We start from the raw sequence: 17,306 nt of genomic DNA on the forward strand, positions 1-17,306 counted from the left end.
ATATGAATACAGTAATTAATAGTTCTATAGAAAATAAAAGTCAAAATCGAAGCATTTTTAAGTATGTATTATTTTTTTTAAATTTATGTATGCTATTATTTTTAATTTTAATTGCGTACATAAATGTTAATAATTATACCTTTGTAGAGAACTGGACATTTAACATCTCTGCTTTGGCTACTTTATTATTATTTTTTCAAGTTATACAATTAAGGTTTTTGAAATGTAAATATTATGATTTTAGAATTTGGTTCACACTATTAATGTACTTGTTTTTCTTTGGACGAGTGTTTTTAGAAGGGTTTAATGTACAAGGTGAAGTTTTTTGGGATTTAATGAAAAGGTATCCTCAGTATTTAATGAGTAATGTCTCATTGTATATTTTATGTTATATACAAGCTATTTTTTGGGGCTTGATTATTTATACTAAAATTAACATTGAACAAGATCAAAAGAAAATGACTAATACGTTCACAAACAAATTTATAGGTTGGAATACTGAAGACGAAGTGAATGATTTGTTGTTTAAAGCTGGTATATTAATTACTCTTTTAAGCGCACCATTTAAAGTATATGTCGATTTACAAGATATAATAGCAGCACAATCTAGCGGAATGTATTACTCATTGACTGAGAAAACAGGGGTCGCAAAAGACTTTGCACTTCTATTGGTACCAGGAATTATTGCATTAATTGTAGCTGGAAAAAAACATAAAAATAAAAAAATGCTTAGTGTACTCATTGTATCTATAGTTTATTTTGCAACTACGATGATTTTAACGGGTGATAGGAGATATGCTGTAACAGCAATAATTTCAATTGTCCTTTCATTTATGGTTGTTAATAGGGTGAAAATCAATTATTTAAAGTTAATCCCCCTAACAATTTTATCATTAATGTTTTTAAATATTTTGAGTGAAATCAGAAAAATTAGATTAAATGGCTTAAGCGATATTTTCTCTTTTTTTTCTAACGGAAATTTTGATATTTTTTCGACACAAGTTATATATGAAACTTTTTCAGAATTCGGACTATCATTTTTTTCAGTGGTAGCTGTCTATAAATCTATTCCACAAGATATTGATTATCTATATGGAATATCATTTATTGGTTCGTTAGTTTCATTATTACCGGTAGGTTTTTTATTTAGAGACTTTTTTTCAATAGTATCTATTTCGAGGCAAGTAAATGTTTTACCAGGAAATTTTCCTGTAGGAGCTACTTTAGCAAGTGATTCTTATGCGAACTTTGGCTGGTTTAGTATAATAGTTGTCATTTTCTTCGGCGTTATATTATCAAAAATATTTACAACGAGAAATGACTTTTCTAAAACATATTATTTATGGAGATATTTTTCTTTATTTTATATCTTAATTAACTTAATTAGATCAAGTTTTTTTGAGATAGTTAGACCAACATTTTTAATTTTCATAATACCTGTGCTAATTATTAAGGTTTTAAAAAATATTAAAGAATAGAGAATATTTAAATGAGAATATTAAAAAAAGATACCGTCTGGGGATATATCTCTTATTTTTTTAATAGTGGAATAAGTCTGATATTGTTACCGTTTATGTTAGTATATTTAACTTCTACTGAACTAGGATTATGGTACAACTTTGTTGCAATAGGAGCAATGGTAGCTTTATTAGATTTAGGCTTTTCAACTACTATGACCAGAAATGTAACTTACAGTTGGAATGGAGCTAATTCCATTTTAAAAAACGGTATTGATAAAAATGACTGGACAGGTAAACCTAATATTAAATTATTTACTACTGTATTTTTAGTCGGAAAAAAATTTTATCTGTTAATTAGTATTTTAGCGTTAATTTTACTTTTAACATTCGGAAATATATACATATATAAAATTTCGATGTATAAGCAAGTATTTAATAATCCATATTTACTTGCTTGGTTTATATATTCAATTGGTATTTTCATCAATATATATTATTCATATTGGACTCCCTTTTTTAAAGGGATAGGTCAAATAAAAAAACAATACCAATTGAACGTGTATTCTAAAATAATTCAACTAATTGTAACTGTAATTACTTTATGGACAGGTCTAGGTTTACTAGGAGTATCTATATCATATTTATTAAGCGTGATATTTACAAGGTTCATTTCGAAGAAAATATTTTACAATATAACTGATATAAAATCAGTTCACAAAGAAATTAAGATGAGCGAATTATCAATAGAAAAATCAGAAACTAATAAACTATTTTACACATTACTTCCAAGTGTATACAAACAAGGTAGTCTTTCTGTTTCCAATTATATGGTGGATAAAACTTCTATTTTAATTTGCACTTCAGTATTTGGATTAAGCTTAGCCTCTCAGTTAGGGTTGACGTTACAAATTATGGGTTTATTAAGTACGATAAGTAACGTGAAATTTAATACTGAATTACCTAAAATAATTAGAGAAAAAGGCTTAGGAAAACCTTTGACTGCTCTAAAAATATTACTTCACAGTATAAGAGTTCAGTTAATAATACTATCAATCGGATCATTATTTGTTATTTTTGTTGGAGATGTTTTTTTGGAACAAATCAATTCGAAAACTTCACTGTTAAATACGTTTCAAATACTTTTAATAACTATTTATTATTTTTTGTTTAACACTCAATTGTATTTTATAAATTACATCATTATAGATAATAAATTCCCAATGATTCTCCCATATTTTTTAAGTGGTGTATTTACGGTAATGCTTCAATACGTTACTTCTTTACAATTAACATCATGGGGAGTCACGACTATAATTTTATCTCAAATAATATCAATTTCTTTATATAATCTTTGGAAATGGCCAATTATGATTGTTAAAGAAAATAACATTACGCTTAAGTGGTTAATTGGAAATAAATTAAGGTAGGTACGTAGAATGAAAAAAGAAACTAAAATTCTCAAAATGTACAGATTTTCTCATAAATTATACAAAATGAACATTCCCATTGTTCCTAAGGTAGTATTTTCGTTGATAAGAATTATATTTTCCGCAGAAATACCATATACTTGCACATTACAAAAAAATGTAGAGTTGAAACATGGTGGTTTAGGAGTAGTTATTCATCCAAAATCGATCATTGGGGAAGGGACCGTAATATATCAAAATGTAACAATAGGTGGGAGAGAAAATAGAGGATATCCTATTATAGGTGAAAATGTATATATTGGAGCAGGTGCTTGTATTTTAGGTGGCATAAAAATAGGAGATAATGTAAAAATAGGGGCTAATGCTGTTGTAGTGAAAAGTGTGCCTAATGATACAACAGTCGGTGGCATACCTGCACAAAAAATAAAATGAAAAGGGGATTAAAATTTGAAAGGAATTATTTTAGCGGGTGGTAGTGGAACTCGTTTGTATCCACTTACAAAGTCAATATCTAAACAGCTATTGCCGGTATATGATAAACCAATGATCTACTATCCAATGTCGACGTTGATGTTAGCAGGGATAAAAGAAATCTTAATTATTTCAACACCAGAAGATACACCTCGCTTCGAGCAACTGCTTGGAGATGGTAAAGAGCTCGGATTAACTCTCTCCTATAAAGTACAAGAATCACCAGATGGTTTAGCACAAGCCTTTATCATAGGTGAGGAATTTATTGGACATGATTCAGTTGCACTTGTATTAGGTGATAACATTTATTACGGTCATGGATTTACCGATTTGCTTCAAAAAGCAGCATCACTAGATACAGGATCTACAGTATTTGGATATCATGTACACGACCCTGAACGTTTTGGTGTTGTCGAATTTGATCAACAGCAGAATGTTATTTCTATTGAAGAAAAACCAAAAGTCGCTAAAAGTAATTACGCCATTACTGGACTGTACTTCTACGATAATCGTGTCGTTGAATTTGCAAAGTCGCTAACACCGTCTTCCCGTGGTGAATTAGAAATTACAGATTTAAACAAACGTTACTTAGAGGACAATTCACTACGCGTGGAACTTCTTGGACGTGGTTTTGCATGGCTTGATACAGGAACTCATGAATCACTTCTAGAAGCTTCTACATTTATCGAAACTATCGAGCGTAGACAAAAATTAAAGATTGCTTGTTTAGAAGAAATCTCGTATCGCATGGGTTACATTTCAAAAGAACGATTGATTGATTTAGCACAACCTTTGAAAAAGAATGCGTATGGTCAATATCTTTTAAATGTTGCCAATACGGTAAATAATCGATTCGCTCAGGAAGAAGGTGTGCAATTATGAAAGTAATTAAAAGTAAATTAGAAGGTGTATTATTACTTGAACCAAAAGTATTTGGTGATCACCGTGGTTTTTTCATGGAAAGTTATAACGAAGAAGTATTTCATACAGTTGATATTAAGCATAACTTTATTCAAGATAATCATTCATTATCGAAAGAAGCCGGTGTTTTACGAGGAATGCATTATCAATTAAATCCTAAAGCACAAACGAAGCTAGTTCGTGTAGGTACAGGGGCCATCTATGATGTCGTTGTAGACATGCGTAAAAATTCTCCTACTTACGGAGAATGGGAAGGCTTTATCTTAAGCGAACATAATAAACGACAATTATTGGTTCCGAAGGGGTTTGCACATGGTTTTTGTACCCTGACTGAGGACGTGAATGTTTTCTACAAAGTTGACGAATTATATTCAGCTGAACACGACCGAGGAATTCAGTGGAATGACCCAGCGCTAAGTATTAATTGGCCAGTTACTAATCCTATCCTTTCAGATAAGGATACAAAACATCCGACGTTTGAACAGTCAGAAAACAACTTTGAATGGAGTGGGAAATAATACAATGAACATTATCGTTACAGGTGGGGCTGGATTTATTGGAAGTAACTTTGTTCGCCATATGTTACATACATATCCTACTTATAAAATCATTAACCTAGATTTGCTTACCTATGCAGGCAATAAAGACAGCCTAGCTGATGTTACGAACAACCCAAATCATGTATTTGTAGAAGGAAACATTACTGATCGCCAATTGTTAAATCGAATAATTCAAGAACATGACGTAGATGGAATCATCAACTTTGCAGCAGAGTCGCATGTTGATCGCAGTATTCTAAATCCTGAAGTGTTTGTTGAAACAAACATCCAGGGAACGCTTGCGTTACTTGACGCTGCGCGGAAACATAATCTAAAAAAATATGTACAAGTATCAACCGATGAAGTATACGGTTCTCTAGGCACTGAAGGATACTTTACCGAAGATACGCCACTTGCACCAAACAGTCCTTACTCTGCCTCTAAAGCAGGGGCAGATATGTTAGTGCGGTCTTATTTTGAAACATACGGCATGGAGGTCAATATTACACGCTGTTCGAATAATTATGGTCCATTCCATTTCCCTGAAAAACTCATTCCGTTGATGATTACCAATGCGATGGATCAAAAAGAATTACCGATTTACGGTGATGGTGAAAATATTCGTGATTGGTTGCATGTAACCGATCATTGTGCGGCAATCGATTTAGTTTTCCATAATGGTAAGTCAGGTGAAGTTTACAATGTGGGTGGACATAATGAACGAACAAACAACCAGATCGTAGACTTGATTGTCGAACGTCTCGATATCTCTTCTGACTTAGTGAAATATGTAGAAGATCGTTTAGGACATGATCGTCGTTATGCGATTGATCCAACTAAATTAGAAACAGAACTCGGTTGGAAACCAAAGTATACGTTTGATACAGGAATTATCGAAACTATCGACTGGTATCTAGCAAACGAGGCTTGGTGGCGTCCACTCAAAGAGAAAGCGACACTAGCTAAATGAAAAAAGTCATTATAACAGGTGCTAATGGACAATTAGGAAAAGATCTTGTTGAATTAATCGACGCTTCAGTGTTTGAGGTTAGTGCTTTTACAAAATCAGAACTTGATATCACAAATGAGAGAGCAGTTCAAACCATCGTGAACTCAATTCAACCAGACTGGATTCTTCATGCTGCTGCATATACGAATGTTGAAGCAGCAGAGAGTAAGGGGAAGGAACAGAACTGGTTAGTGAACGCTACAGGGACTGAGGTTATTGCAAAAGCTGCTAAAACAGTCAATGCAAAAATGATTTACGTGAGTACGGACTATGTTTTTGATGGTACAAAAGAAACGCCTTATGAAACTACAGACGCTGTCAATCCATTGAACGAGTACGGCAAAGCAAAATTGGCTGGAGAAAAAGTTGTTCAAGAGGTTTTGGGAGAAGATGGATTTGTTATTCGGACATCGTGGGTATTCGGAATCCATGGTCATAATTTTGTATACACAATGTTGAAACTTTCAGAAACCCGAGATGAGTTGAAGGTTGTTTCTGATCAGCTCGGAAGACCTACATTTTCAGAAGACCTAGCACATTTCATGTGGTTTATCGTAAATCAAAATGTAAGTGGTGGGATTTATCACTTCTCAAATAACGATGTATGTTCATGGAATACATTCGCGAAAGAGATATTAAAAGAAAAACAGACGGTCATTCACGAATGTACATCAGATGAATTCCCTCAAAAAGCGCTACGTCCGAAACATTCAATTTTAGACCTGTCTTCAGCTCAAAAAATTGATTATGATATTCCAACTTGGAGTAATGCGTTAGAACGGTTTAAAAATCAAATAAGTGGGTGAGATACGATGAATCAAAGTACAATTCTTATAACTGGTGCAGCAGGATTCATTGGGATGCATCTAACGAATCGGTTGACGAGTCTCGGGCATGCAGTACTTGGGCTGGATAATTTAAATGACTATTATGAGCTACAATTGAAAAAAGATCGCCTTCAACAATTAGAGCGTCTAGACAATTTTACCTTCATCGAATGCGATTTAATAGATAAAAATAAGTTGGATGAAATCTTCGAACAATATCGCCCTCAATATGTTATTAACTTAGCTGCTCAAGCGGGTGTGCGTTATTCTATTGAGAATCCATATGCGTATCTCGATTCGAATTTAACAGGGTTCCTAAATATTTTAGAAGCATGTCGTCATTATCCAGTCCAGCATCTATTATATGCTTCCTCTAGTTCTGTATACGGTGGAAATAAAGTAGCACCATTTTCGACTAATCATAACGTCGATCACCCTGTTAGCCTTTACGCAGCGACAAAGAAATCGAATGAATTAATGGCTCATACATATAGTCATTTATACGGTATTCCAACAACGGGTCTTCGGTTCTTCACTGTCTATGGACCGTGGGGGCGTCCAGATATGGCGTATTTTTCCTTTACAAAAAATATTATTGAAGGAAAATCAATTAAGGTCTTTAATCACGGGAAAATGGAACGCGATTTCACGTATATCGATGACATCGTAGAAGGAATTACAAAATTAATTCCGCGAGCACCGGAACCGAATCCGGAGTGGGATGAAAGTACGGATGAATTAGGTGCGAGCTTTGCTCCATATCGTGTCTACAATATCGGGAATAATCAACCCGTTCAACTCATGAAATTCATTAATGTGTTGGAAGAGAAGATTGGAAAAGAAGCGAACAAACAGTACATGGAAATGCAACCAGGGGATGTTCTTCGGACGTATGCTGATGTTTCAGAATTAGAACGAGATATCGACTTCAAACCGAGCACGAGTATCGAAGAAGGACTTGGGAAGTTCGTCGATTGGTATAAAGAATACTATAATATTACAAATTGAAAAGGATGAGACACTTGAAAATCACAGTAGCAGGAACAGGATACGTCGGTCTATCAATGGCCGTATTACTCGCACAACACAATGAAGTCACATCGATTGACATCATTAAAGAGCGAGTCGAACTCGTCAATAACCGTAAATCACCAATTGTTGACGCAGAAATCGAAAACTTCCTTCAGCATAAAGATTTAAACTTACACGCGACGACAGACAACTTCAAAGCCTACAAAGAAGCAGAATTCGTCGTCATCGCAACACCGACGGATTACGATCCGACACGGAACTACTTCAACACACGGACAGTTGAAAGTGTCGTCGCAACGGTACTTGCGATTAACCCGGATGCGACGATGGTCATCAAGTCGACCGTACCCGTCGGTTATACAGAAGAGTTAAAAGAAAAATTCGATACACCGAACATCGTCTTTTCACCAGAGTTCTTGCGTGAAGGGCAAGCGTTGCATGACAACCTGTATCCATCGCGTATCGTCGTTGGTGAACGGTCAGAGCGTGCGCAACAGTTCGCTGATTTATTACTACAAGGGGCAGTGAAAAAAGACGTTCCTGTCTTACTGACTGACTCGACGGAAGCAGAAGCGATCAAGCTCTTTTCAAACACCTATCTTGCGATGCGTGTCGCGTTCTTTAATGAACTTGATACATATGCGGAAGTGCGGAACTTAGATACGAAACAAATCATCGAAGGTGTTGGTCTCGATAGCCGGATTGGGAATCATTACAACAATCCGTCATTCGGTTATGGTGGATACTGTTTACCGAAAGATACGAAGCAGTTGCTTGCGAACTATGAGGATGTTCCGAACAACATCATCGGTGCGATCGTTGAAGCGAACCGGACACGGAAGGACTACATCGCGGATACAATCATTAAACAAAATCCCAAAGTCGTGGGTGTCTATCGCTTAACGATGAAGACGGATTCGGATAACTTCCGTGCGTCATCGATCCAAGGTATCATGAAACGCATCAAGGCAAAAGGAATCGAAGTGACTGTCTTTGAGCCAGTCTTGACGGAAGATACGTTCTATAACTCACGTGTCATTCGTGATCTTGAAGCGTTTAAGCAAGAATCGGACATCATCATTTCGAACCGGATGCATTTGGAGTTAAGTGATGTGGAAGAGAAAGTTTACACAAGAGATCTTTACAGTAGAGACTGATAAATGAGAATAGTAGCTAATACATCACAAAATATAAGGTTAGTTGAACTAGATGCTTTGCGTGGTCTAGCTGCGATTGCTGTTGTTTTATATCATTACACAACAAGGATTAGTGAAATATATCCTAATTATAGTTATTCGGGTTTTAAATTTCCCTATGGGAATTTGGGAGTTCAACTATTTTTTTTATTGAGTGGATTTGTTATTTTTTTAACTATCAAAAACAAATTATCACCAATAGATTTTTTAAAGAAAAGAGCGATTCGATTATATCCTTCCTATATAATATGTGTAATGATTACATATCTTCTTATATCAACATTTGGTTTAGTAGGAAGAGAAGTATCAATTAGTCATGCACTTATAAACTTTTCATTAATGGAGGGTTTTATCCCAGGGATTAAGTACGTAGATGGTGCTTATTGGAGTTTAACTGTAGAGATTACTTTTTATATATTTATTGCATTGTTGTTATATATGGGTTTTATGAAGTATATTTTTGAGACCTTATGTTTATGGTTAGCTGCATCATTTACATTGTTCTTACTACTTGAAAAAACCGATTATAAATTATTAGAAATTCTTTATCAAAAAACTATTTCTAATTACTCTTACTTGTTTATTGCAGGAATTTCTTTTTACTTTTTAAGTCAAAAATTTTCATGGAGATACTTAGCTTTATTATTAAGTACTTTAATTTTTCAGTATATGTCTTCAGATTTTACTACGTTTATAGTTGTAATGATTCTGTACCTTATACTTTGGGGAGCGATTAATCAAAAGTTAAAATTTCTTTCGAATAGTCTTTTTGTTTTTTTGGGAAATATTTCTTATAGTCTATACCTTATCCATCAAAATATTGGTTATATAATTCTTTTGGAACTTAACAAATTAGGTATAAGTAGTCATTATATTATTGTAATTCCATTAATAACATCAATCTTGATATCGTATTTAATTACAATATATTGTGAAAAACCTATGATGAAGTATTTAAAAACAAAATTTTTAAAAGAGAAACAATTATCTAAAGCGTCTTAAGAAATAGTTTAGTTTAGAAACGAATGTTCAACTTAATTAATATGTATTAATAGGTAATTAGTAAATACAGTTTATACTGTTATATACTTATACGATCAGTAAATAAAGTGATGAATATAGTTACATTTTTATTACTTTACAGGGCAACATAGCTGATGGACTCTTCTTCCGGAGTAAGAGAGTATAATATTAATCTTGGCGTCGGTATAAGTATTGACCGTAGTATGTATAGAGCAAAGTGCTCATTTCTTTATTATTAAAGGAATGATTTCGTGAAGAAAAGATAAGAAGCATATCGGTAAGTGATATAGGCATTAAAATGAGTCATTTTTGGCTTGTTTTAATGCCTTTTATGATATTTGTTAAAAGATAAGATAACACACACGGCTTAAAATCAAAATAAATTCGGCATCCATATTTATTCTTACGTCTGCATAGCTATAAATTATTCATAATGAAGGATATTTTTGTTAACGAGGTTATCATTTTTAATCAAAATAACACGTGTTTTATTTTTCATAACATAGTAGTTGTTCTGACAAGGATGGTGGGGAAATTGAAAAGTAATACAAAAAAATACATAGGAATCGCTATGATCATAGTTATTGTTACTGCATTAGTAATTAATTATATGTATTCGTATAGCGCTTTAAGTGTGAATAAGAAAATCGGAGTAGATCAAAATAAAACAACAACTCGTTATATGAACAATCTAAAAAAACTGTCTGCAAATGTTTCAACTCTGTCAGAAAATCAATCATACAACGAAAAAATAAGTGCTCAGGTTGAGAACGTTCTCGCTTCTTCAACATTGAAAAAAGAAGAAATTAAAAAATCGGACTTACTAAAATTATTGAGTGAGATGAACGATTTAGTCAAAAATATCGGACATCATGTAAGATATCAACCGGAGTACTTCAATGAAAATCAGCGATCTTACCTCATAGAATTAAAAAACCATCTTCAAGTGAATTCATACAATACAAATCAAACTATCGAAGATTCTTTTTCTAGTAAAGCAGATATCAAAAAATCAATTAATGAGTTATATATAGGTATGAATCAAGATATTGAATTGTTGTTGATGCTTGGTTAATTTATCAGTACTTATAGAAAAGCACCTGGATATACAGATTCAGGTGCTTTTCTTATTATAATGGTAAGGTGATTATCAAAAAAGCTTCACTGCGGAATTCATGGTTAATAAATTAGGCGCTTCCGTTCGACCGCGACATGTTTACATATCCGAAAAAATCATCTTCTTTTAGTGGTCGACTGAAATAATAGCCTTGGAAATAATCACAACCTTCACGCGCAAGCCAGTCTGCCTGTTCAACTGTCTCTACTCCTTCAATCAAGACCTCCATTTCTAAGTTATGACCAAGTTGGATCATCGATTGAACAATCGCTTGTTGGTTCTTACCATCAAATAACGAACTGATAAATGAACGGTCAATCTTCAATAACTGAATTGGTAATGAACGAAGTTGTTTAAAGGACGAGTAACCAGTACCGAAGTCGTCGAGGGAAACCCGAATACCGAGTTCCTGTAGTCGTGCTAATTTTTCATAGGTAGCCGTCTCATACGATAAGGCGGCGGACTCCGTGATTTCGATCTCGAGGTAAGCAGGATCCATTCCTGTCTCTGCGAGAATCGTTTCGACGCGACGTAAGAATTTTTGACTCGCGAACTGAAGTGGGGAGACGTTAACAGCAATCGAGAATGGTTCCAGTGTTTGATCTTGCCACGCAACCCAGCGCAGGCAAGCAGTACGTAACACCCAGTCACCAAGAGCATGGATCGCCCCGGTATTTTCAGCGACGGGAATGAACTCGGCTGGTGAGACGAAGCCAAGCTCATCATGCGTCCAGCGTGCTAACACTTCAACACCGGTCATTCGTTCCGTGACTACTTCCATCTTTGGTTGATAGACGAGCTCGAAGGCTTCTGCTTCGAGTGCCTCCGTCATGAATTTTTCGATCTGGACGGTTCGCAAGATATCGTTTCGATTCTCGACCTTAAATTCCTTAATCGTATTTTGCGCTTCAGTGAACGAAGCGTGTAGCGCCAGTTTTGCATACTCGATCAGTTCTTCGGCTGTTGTGGCGTCTTCCGGGTAATGACTGATCCCGGCGCGCATCGTCAGCGTAATGACGGTTCCATCGATATCAAATGGTTGCGATAAGGCAGCGTAACACTTCTCGGCTTTTTGTGTCGCTAGCTGACTGCGTTCGTCAACGAGGAGAACAAGAAATTCTGATGAATCAAGGCGTGCTAGGACATCACGGGCGTGAATCGTTGCTTGGAGACGTTCTGCAATTTGCAACAACAGACTCTCGACGCCTTTATGTCCGAGCATATCACTCAGCGAACGCCAACGGTCCATACTGAGCGCGAGACACGAAATCGGAATTCCTTGTCTAATCTGTTCCTCAATGAAGAGTGTAATCTTGTCTCGATTCGGTAAATCCGTCAATCGGTCATGAAAGGCAAGGTGTTCGAGTTGATGCTGGGACGACACTTGATCGGTGACGTTGCGGAAGAACCACAATGTCTGATTCAAGTTCTCGCCTTTCAGCGGGTGATTGACGACTTCAAGGATACGTTCGTCAACGTATAGCATCTGTTTCGTATGGTCTGGCACATCAAGACGTAAAGCTACGTCATGCTCCGTTAAGTATGGATGACGTTCCGGGAAAAAATCATGGAACAGCGAGTTCGCATATTGGATCAGACCATCAGGATTCGTCGTCACGACACCATCTTCAGTTGATTCAAGAATCGTCGCCTGGATGAAGTCACGTTTCCGTAACTGGAGGTCAAACAAGACGGAAGCGAAGAAGACGATGAACAAAAAGAGTGTGACGATCGAAACAAGTGTCAACAGCATCGCTGGTTCGATGACTTGATCACTCGTGAACGATGGAATCATCTGAAACTCTAAACCGAGCATCCCGACGTGATGCATCCCGGAGATCGCAATGCCCATGATGAGAGCAAAGAAGACTTTCGTTTGCACCAGCATCTGTTGCTTCGCGTAACGCGAAAAGAAACCGATGTAAAGTGCGGTCCAAGAAGCAGCAATCGCAATCAAGATCGAGAGCAACACATATCCTGTATGATACTGAAGGGTCATTCCCTGTAAAGCGGCGATTCCGACATAATGCATGCCGGCAATCGCACTTCCCATCAAGAAACCACCGAAGACGAATGATTCACGGGACATGCGGCGGGCAACGAGATAAAAGCCAAGGATACATCCCGTCATCGCGATGATGACCGACAGAAAGACGAGCGGGAACGAGTAGGTCGCATCCTTCAAGGTACCGTGACCAAGCATCGCAACGAAATGCATCGACCAGATGCCGAGACCTAAAATCGAGCCACCAGCAATCAACCAAAGATGTTTCGAACGATCGGTTGCTGTCTTGACGCGTCCCGCGAGTTCAATTGCGATGTAGGCGGATGTTGCGGCAATCAGATAAGATAACGTGACGAGTAAAAAGTCAGTATGAGCATGCATCGTATGGTTTGGCATGATGGATGGAGTCACCTCGGCAGAGTGGAATGTTTAATCGAATGGTAAAGGTGTAATCTAGATACCCTTTTTCATTCAATCATATACATTTTTTTCAAATAACATCTGCGGGTGAGGAAAAATCACAGCGTATCGATTATAGATGAAGACCGACAAGGATTTTATGATCCATTAATTTCGTATACTGGAGCGTATGGAAAAACGGATTTCCGAAGTCGCATGGTTGAAGATGGACATGAATCATGTGATAACTGTAAGACAAGTTGGGGTTTGCCTTTAGCAGATTCAAAATCGTCTGCTCTTGGGAGGCTGGGCTGATATCATAGATATGAAACGAGATGATGTTATGACGGATGCGAAACGGGGCAATCGTGAGGGTGAACGATTTATGATGGGCAAATCGATGTTCTTTTGAGACGGTCGATCCGGTAATCACGAGCTCGTGTGGGGTGATGCGTAGTTTCGGGTGCCAAAAATCTTTAAATTCGGTTGCGATGATGTCGCGCAAGTCTTCTTCCGTCACATACGTCGTGACGAGAATATCTGATGGATTGCCAAGATAGTCGTTATCCGTATTCATATGTAAGCTCCTTTATCGATTAATGGAGGGAATCAATGCGCTGTCGTTCAGGGTAAAGAAAGGTATGCTTTTTCTCCTGCTCTACAGAACATAGATTCAATTTGATTGTAACTTTTTTCCTTATTTTTGTTTTTCGTTCATTGATTGTTTAGGGAAAGCGATTCTTGATATTTCATCGAAAATCAATCATGTACTCCATCGGCTGTCACGTCAGTCCCTATAAGAAGGAGGAACCAGCTATGACCCACTATGACTATCTCGATCAGTATTTATTGACCGACTTCTCGCGGTCAGCCCATACGATCAAGGCATATCGAAGTGATCTTCGGCAAATGCGCTTGCATCAAATCGATTGGTCAGTCGTGTCCTTACGACGCTACTTTCACTGGATGAAAGCACATTATAAGTCGTCGACGATCTTGCGACGTTATCATGCCTTACACCGGCTCGGAAATATCCTCGTCGAGCGACGACGGATCAAAAAGAACCCGATGGTCGAGATCCGTCCGATTGTCCATCAACGCCTCCAAGATGAGACCTATTATGATAGTGAAGAGTTGATCCCGGTAATTCGACAGATTCAAGATCCAACCTATCGCCTTTTCTTCGAGGTGCTCAGCCAAACGGGCCTCCGCTTCATGGAGGCCCGTTTGTTGACGGTGCAGGATTTTGATGTGGCGAAGAGTGAACTGTACGTTCGTCACGGGAAAGGCGGTCGAACACGGACCGTTCCGATCGGAGTGACCCTTTGCGACAAGATCGTTCTGTTTCTAGCAAATCGTACGACCGGCTATTTGTTTCAATCCGTCACGGGACGGATGATCAATGAACATGCGGCAAGGAAGGCACTTCGCGAGGTTGGATTTACGTCCTTGAAGCGTCACGTCCGTCCGCATATGCTCCGGATTGCCTATGCGACCTACCTCTATCAGCAGGCAGGGTTGAAGTTGCTCGATATAAAGCGTCTGCTTGGTCACGCCAGCATCTCGACGACGGAAGGATACATCCGTAGCCAGACGAATCACGTCCGGGACGTTCTTAATCGTCTGTCCGCTTGAGTCGATTGACTGACGTATGGGCAATGTCGTGCGACGGTAGGACGTAGTGCTGAGTCGTCCTGACATCGCTGTGACCGAGTAAGCGCATGATGGTTAGAATGTCCGTCTGATGCACGTGATAAAGTGTCGTTGCGAACGTGACCCGGATGTCATGCGGTCGCAGGATCCGTCCGAGACATCGTTCACTTGCTTCCTTTAAGACACGGCGAAGCTTTGCCGGATTGACCGGTCGTCCACTATCTTCGCAAAACAGCGGCAGGACATCAGGACGAATCGTCTCGATATAACGCGTCAGTACATCACGCAACGCATGATGCAGCGGAACTTGACGTGATTGATCGCCTTTACCACTTCGGACGAGTAACTGATCGCGCGCAAAATCGACATCTGCGAGCTGTAAGTCACGGGCTTCGGAAAACCGCAGTCCCGTGTGCAAAAGAAGAAAGCTGAAGGCATAGACGGTCTCATCACGAATCGTCTCGAGGACACGGTGGACGTCGTCGTACGTGAAGGAAAGTCGTCGGTAGGGTGCAGGAATCGGTTTTTTGACGCGAGCCAACGGATTCGCCTGTAGTGAACGTTCCGCGACCAGTTGATCGAACAGGATGGAGAGCGCATGTAGTCGTCGTGCGGCAGTTGCTGGAGCATAAGTGTCGCGTAGGAACTTACCATAGCGTTGGAGCGACGGGACGTCGATTCGTTCGACGTGACGACAGAGATGCCGTACGTCCGAGCGATAGGCTTTTTTCGTCAAGGGACGATAGTCCGCCTGTTCGATGATCGCGAGTAAGCGTTCTTGGTAATAGATCATCATCCGAGAAGGAATTGGACTTTCTGCCGGAGTTCCGACTTCAATGAACGGAGTCGTGCCGGTGAGTAACCGAGCGTCTCTTCCGTGCCGTGCATCAAGGCTTCGAGAAACGTGTACTCTTTATTCGACAGATCCCGTTTGAGTTCACTGAGGAGATAATGAAAGGAGACGTTCGGGGTCCGAGGAAGCTCCGGCATCGTCTCGACTGCGACTTCGGTCGCAAGCGTCCGGTTACGGGTCGCTAAGTAGTCGAGCATCGCGCCCTTCGCCCGAATCCGGGCGAAGGTGACGGTCATGACCTTTCCTTCTTCAATTGATTTCCAAAGTCGTAGTAGGGCAGCTTGCCGGCATTCATCATGTTCATTTGGGTGGATCGAGAGGCGTGACAGGAGGGAGTTGACGAGGGGAACCCAGTTACGTAGTAAATCGTTCATGAGTATCCGTTTCTTCAGATATGCATATCTGTTATGTATTCCGCGGTAGTTTTAGTATAAGTAGAGTTATCCGCCGGACGCAACGCTCCATTTCTTCAATCATGCCAACGGTTTCTTTAACTTTCGATGAGCGTAAGCCGTGTGATTTTCCATCCTTCCGTCCATTCGCTTCAGATAAACCCGCATTCTAACGCGATCACTTTCAGGATAACTCTACTTATCCGCTGGGATGTTCGGGATAATCGGACATCAAATTCCAGAAAATAAATTTCAAAAATAGATTGATGTTTTTTGAAATAGAATGATGAAATGAAAATGGATAAATGTTACAGTAAGCGTAATCCGTGACAAAGGAGGAATCGTCAAATGAAATGGATGAAAGGGCTCGTCGTGCTCGTCATGATGTTGGTTTTGCTCGTCCCAACTTCGATTGATGCCAAAACCATGTCAAACGCCAAGTACTTAAAGAAACAATTCGCAGCAGCGGAAAAAGGAACATTGCTGGATGCGAAAGCAAAACTGTATGATCGCTTCACCATCAAAGGAAAAGACGCCAGTTATGGGGTCGACGAAACGGACTGCTGTGTGTTCGGGAAGTTGAAAGGAAAGAATCTGTACTCGGATTTTCGTTTTAGCGCGAAGTATCCGGAGCATGTCGGTGTCTTGATGACGTTACCGAAGCTCGACGATCGGAAGATCAAGTTAAGTGAGGTCAAGAAAGCACTCGGTAAACCGGATGAGCATGAGAAGCTGAAAAAAGGCGAAGTTCCGACGAAGATGATTTTCCTGATCAAAAAAGAAAAGTATCTCAACTTCAAGCAAGAAGGTACCTACTATTATAACGTCAGCAAAAAAGCACTGCTTTGGTTCGACTACGATACAAAAGGATATGTCCGCGCAATTGGTGTTTCTGCGACGGATCGATGATATTTATGTTAGACATACGAGAGGGTTCCGGTATTGTGCCGGAATCCTCTTTTTCATTTTTATATAGTCATCG

17 protein-coding genes are annotated in these 17,306 nt (G+C 38.5%); 13 read left to right on the plus strand and 4 right to left on the minus strand.

Annotated elements, in window-relative coordinates; genetic code table 11:
• Positions 1-2: 2 nt before the first annotated feature.
• The 11 genes from AYO36_RS01125 to AYO36_RS01175 all read left to right on the plus strand — a co-directional run bounded on the left by AYO36_RS01125 (position 3) and on the right by AYO36_RS01175 (position 10,980).
• Positions 3-1,478 carry an O-antigen polymerase gene (locus AYO36_RS01125; RefSeq protein ID WP_064299278.1) on the plus strand — a complete coding sequence of 492 codons (1,476 nt, stop codon included), beginning with the start codon at positions 3-5 and terminating at the stop codon, positions 1,476-1,478.
• A gap of 11 nt (positions 1,479-1,489) precedes the next feature.
• Positions 1,490-2,887 (plus strand): O-unit flippase-like protein, encoded by a 1,398-nt coding sequence (wzx, locus tag AYO36_RS01130; RefSeq protein WP_064299279.1) that lies wholly within the window; start codon positions 1,490-1,492, stop codon positions 2,885-2,887.
• Between the two features lie 9 nt (positions 2,888-2,896).
• Entirely contained in the window at positions 2,897-3,319 is a 423-nt protein-coding gene (locus AYO36_RS01135) for a serine O-acetyltransferase (RefSeq protein WP_064299280.1), read from the plus strand.
• Positions 3,320-3,334: 15 nt separating this feature from the next.
• Entirely contained in the window at positions 3,335-4,240 is a 906-nt protein-coding gene (rfbA, locus tag AYO36_RS01140) for a glucose-1-phosphate thymidylyltransferase RfbA (RefSeq protein WP_064299281.1), read from the plus strand.
• Positions 4,237-4,797, plus strand: a complete 561-nt coding sequence (gene rfbC, locus AYO36_RS01145) for a dTDP-4-dehydrorhamnose 3,5-epimerase (RefSeq protein ID WP_064299282.1) — start codon at positions 4,237-4,239, stop codon at positions 4,795-4,797. Before rfbA ends, rfbC begins: the two co-directional genes overlap by 4 nt.
• Positions 4,798-4,801: 4 nt before the next feature.
• A complete protein-coding gene (rfbB, locus tag AYO36_RS01150; protein WP_064299283.1) occupies positions 4,802-5,788 on the plus strand; it encodes a dTDP-glucose 4,6-dehydratase in 987 nt (328 codons plus the stop codon).
• Complete coding sequence (gene rfbD, locus AYO36_RS01155; protein ID WP_064299284.1) at positions 5,785-6,633, plus strand: dTDP-4-dehydrorhamnose reductase; 849 nt, start codon at positions 5,785-5,787, stop codon at positions 6,631-6,633. Before rfbB ends, rfbD begins: the two co-directional genes overlap by 4 nt.
• A 6-nt stretch (positions 6,634-6,639) precedes the next feature.
• Entirely contained in the window at positions 6,640-7,662 is a 1,023-nt protein-coding gene (locus tag AYO36_RS01160) for an NAD-dependent epimerase (RefSeq protein WP_064299285.1), read from the plus strand.
• 14 nt (positions 7,663-7,676) lie between these two features.
• Complete coding sequence (locus AYO36_RS01165; RefSeq protein ID WP_064299286.1) at positions 7,677-8,843, plus strand: nucleotide sugar dehydrogenase; 1,167 nt, start codon at positions 7,677-7,679, stop codon at positions 8,841-8,843.
• A 3-nt stretch (positions 8,844-8,846) separates the two neighbouring features.
• Positions 8,847-9,884, plus strand: coding sequence for an acyltransferase family protein (locus AYO36_RS01170; protein WP_064299287.1), 1,038 nt, complete (start codon positions 8,847-8,849; stop codon positions 9,882-9,884).
• Positions 9,885-10,440: 556 nt separating this feature from the next.
• Entirely contained in the window at positions 10,441-10,980 is a 540-nt protein-coding gene (locus AYO36_RS01175) for a hypothetical protein (protein WP_156501816.1), read from the plus strand.
• A gap of 112 nt (positions 10,981-11,092) precedes the next feature.
• Here the strand turns inward: AYO36_RS01175 and AYO36_RS01180 are convergent, their stop codons facing one another.
• Both AYO36_RS01180 and AYO36_RS01185 read right to left on the minus strand, forming a co-directional pair.
• Entirely contained in the window at positions 11,093-13,423 is a 2,331-nt protein-coding gene (locus tag AYO36_RS01180) for a bifunctional diguanylate cyclase/phosphodiesterase (protein WP_064299289.1), read from the minus strand.
• Between the two features lie 136 nt (positions 13,424-13,559).
• Positions 13,560-14,003 (minus strand): hypothetical protein, encoded by a 444-nt coding sequence (locus AYO36_RS01185; RefSeq protein ID WP_064299290.1) that lies wholly within the window; start codon positions 14,001-14,003, stop codon positions 13,560-13,562.
• A 239-nt stretch (positions 14,004-14,242) separates the two neighbouring features.
• Between AYO36_RS01185 and AYO36_RS01190 the strand changes: the two genes are divergently transcribed.
• The gene (locus AYO36_RS01190; protein ID WP_064299291.1) at positions 14,243-15,061 is read left to right on the plus strand and encodes a tyrosine-type recombinase/integrase; all 819 of its coding nucleotides are present in this window, start codon (positions 14,243-14,245) and stop codon (positions 15,059-15,061) included.
• On the opposite strand, the gene AYO36_RS01195 is transcribed toward AYO36_RS01190, so the two are convergent.
• Both AYO36_RS01195 and AYO36_RS01200 read right to left on the minus strand, forming a co-directional pair.
• Entirely contained in the window at positions 15,042-15,872 is an 831-nt protein-coding gene (locus tag AYO36_RS01195; RefSeq protein WP_231884632.1) for a tyrosine-type recombinase/integrase, read from the minus strand. The genes AYO36_RS01190 and AYO36_RS01195 overlap by 20 nt on opposite strands.
• Positions 15,872-16,306 carry a sigma factor gene (locus AYO36_RS01200; protein ID WP_064299293.1) on the minus strand — a complete coding sequence of 145 codons (435 nt, stop codon included), beginning with the start codon at positions 16,304-16,306 and terminating at the stop codon, positions 15,872-15,874. Before AYO36_RS01200 ends, AYO36_RS01195 begins: the two co-directional genes overlap by 1 nt.
• Positions 16,307-16,672: 366 nt before the next feature.
• On the opposite strand from AYO36_RS01200, the gene AYO36_RS01205 reads away from it, so the two are divergent.
• Positions 16,673-17,233, plus strand: a complete 561-nt coding sequence (locus tag AYO36_RS01205) for a hypothetical protein (RefSeq protein ID WP_064299294.1) — start codon at positions 16,673-16,675, stop codon at positions 17,231-17,233.
• Positions 17,234-17,306 lie beyond the last annotated feature (73 nt).

Origin of the sequence: Exiguobacterium sp. KKBO11 (assembly GCF_001644945.1) — a bacterium.
Lineage (GTDB): Bacteria > Bacillota > Bacilli > Exiguobacteriales > Exiguobacteriaceae > Exiguobacterium_A > Exiguobacterium_A abrahamii.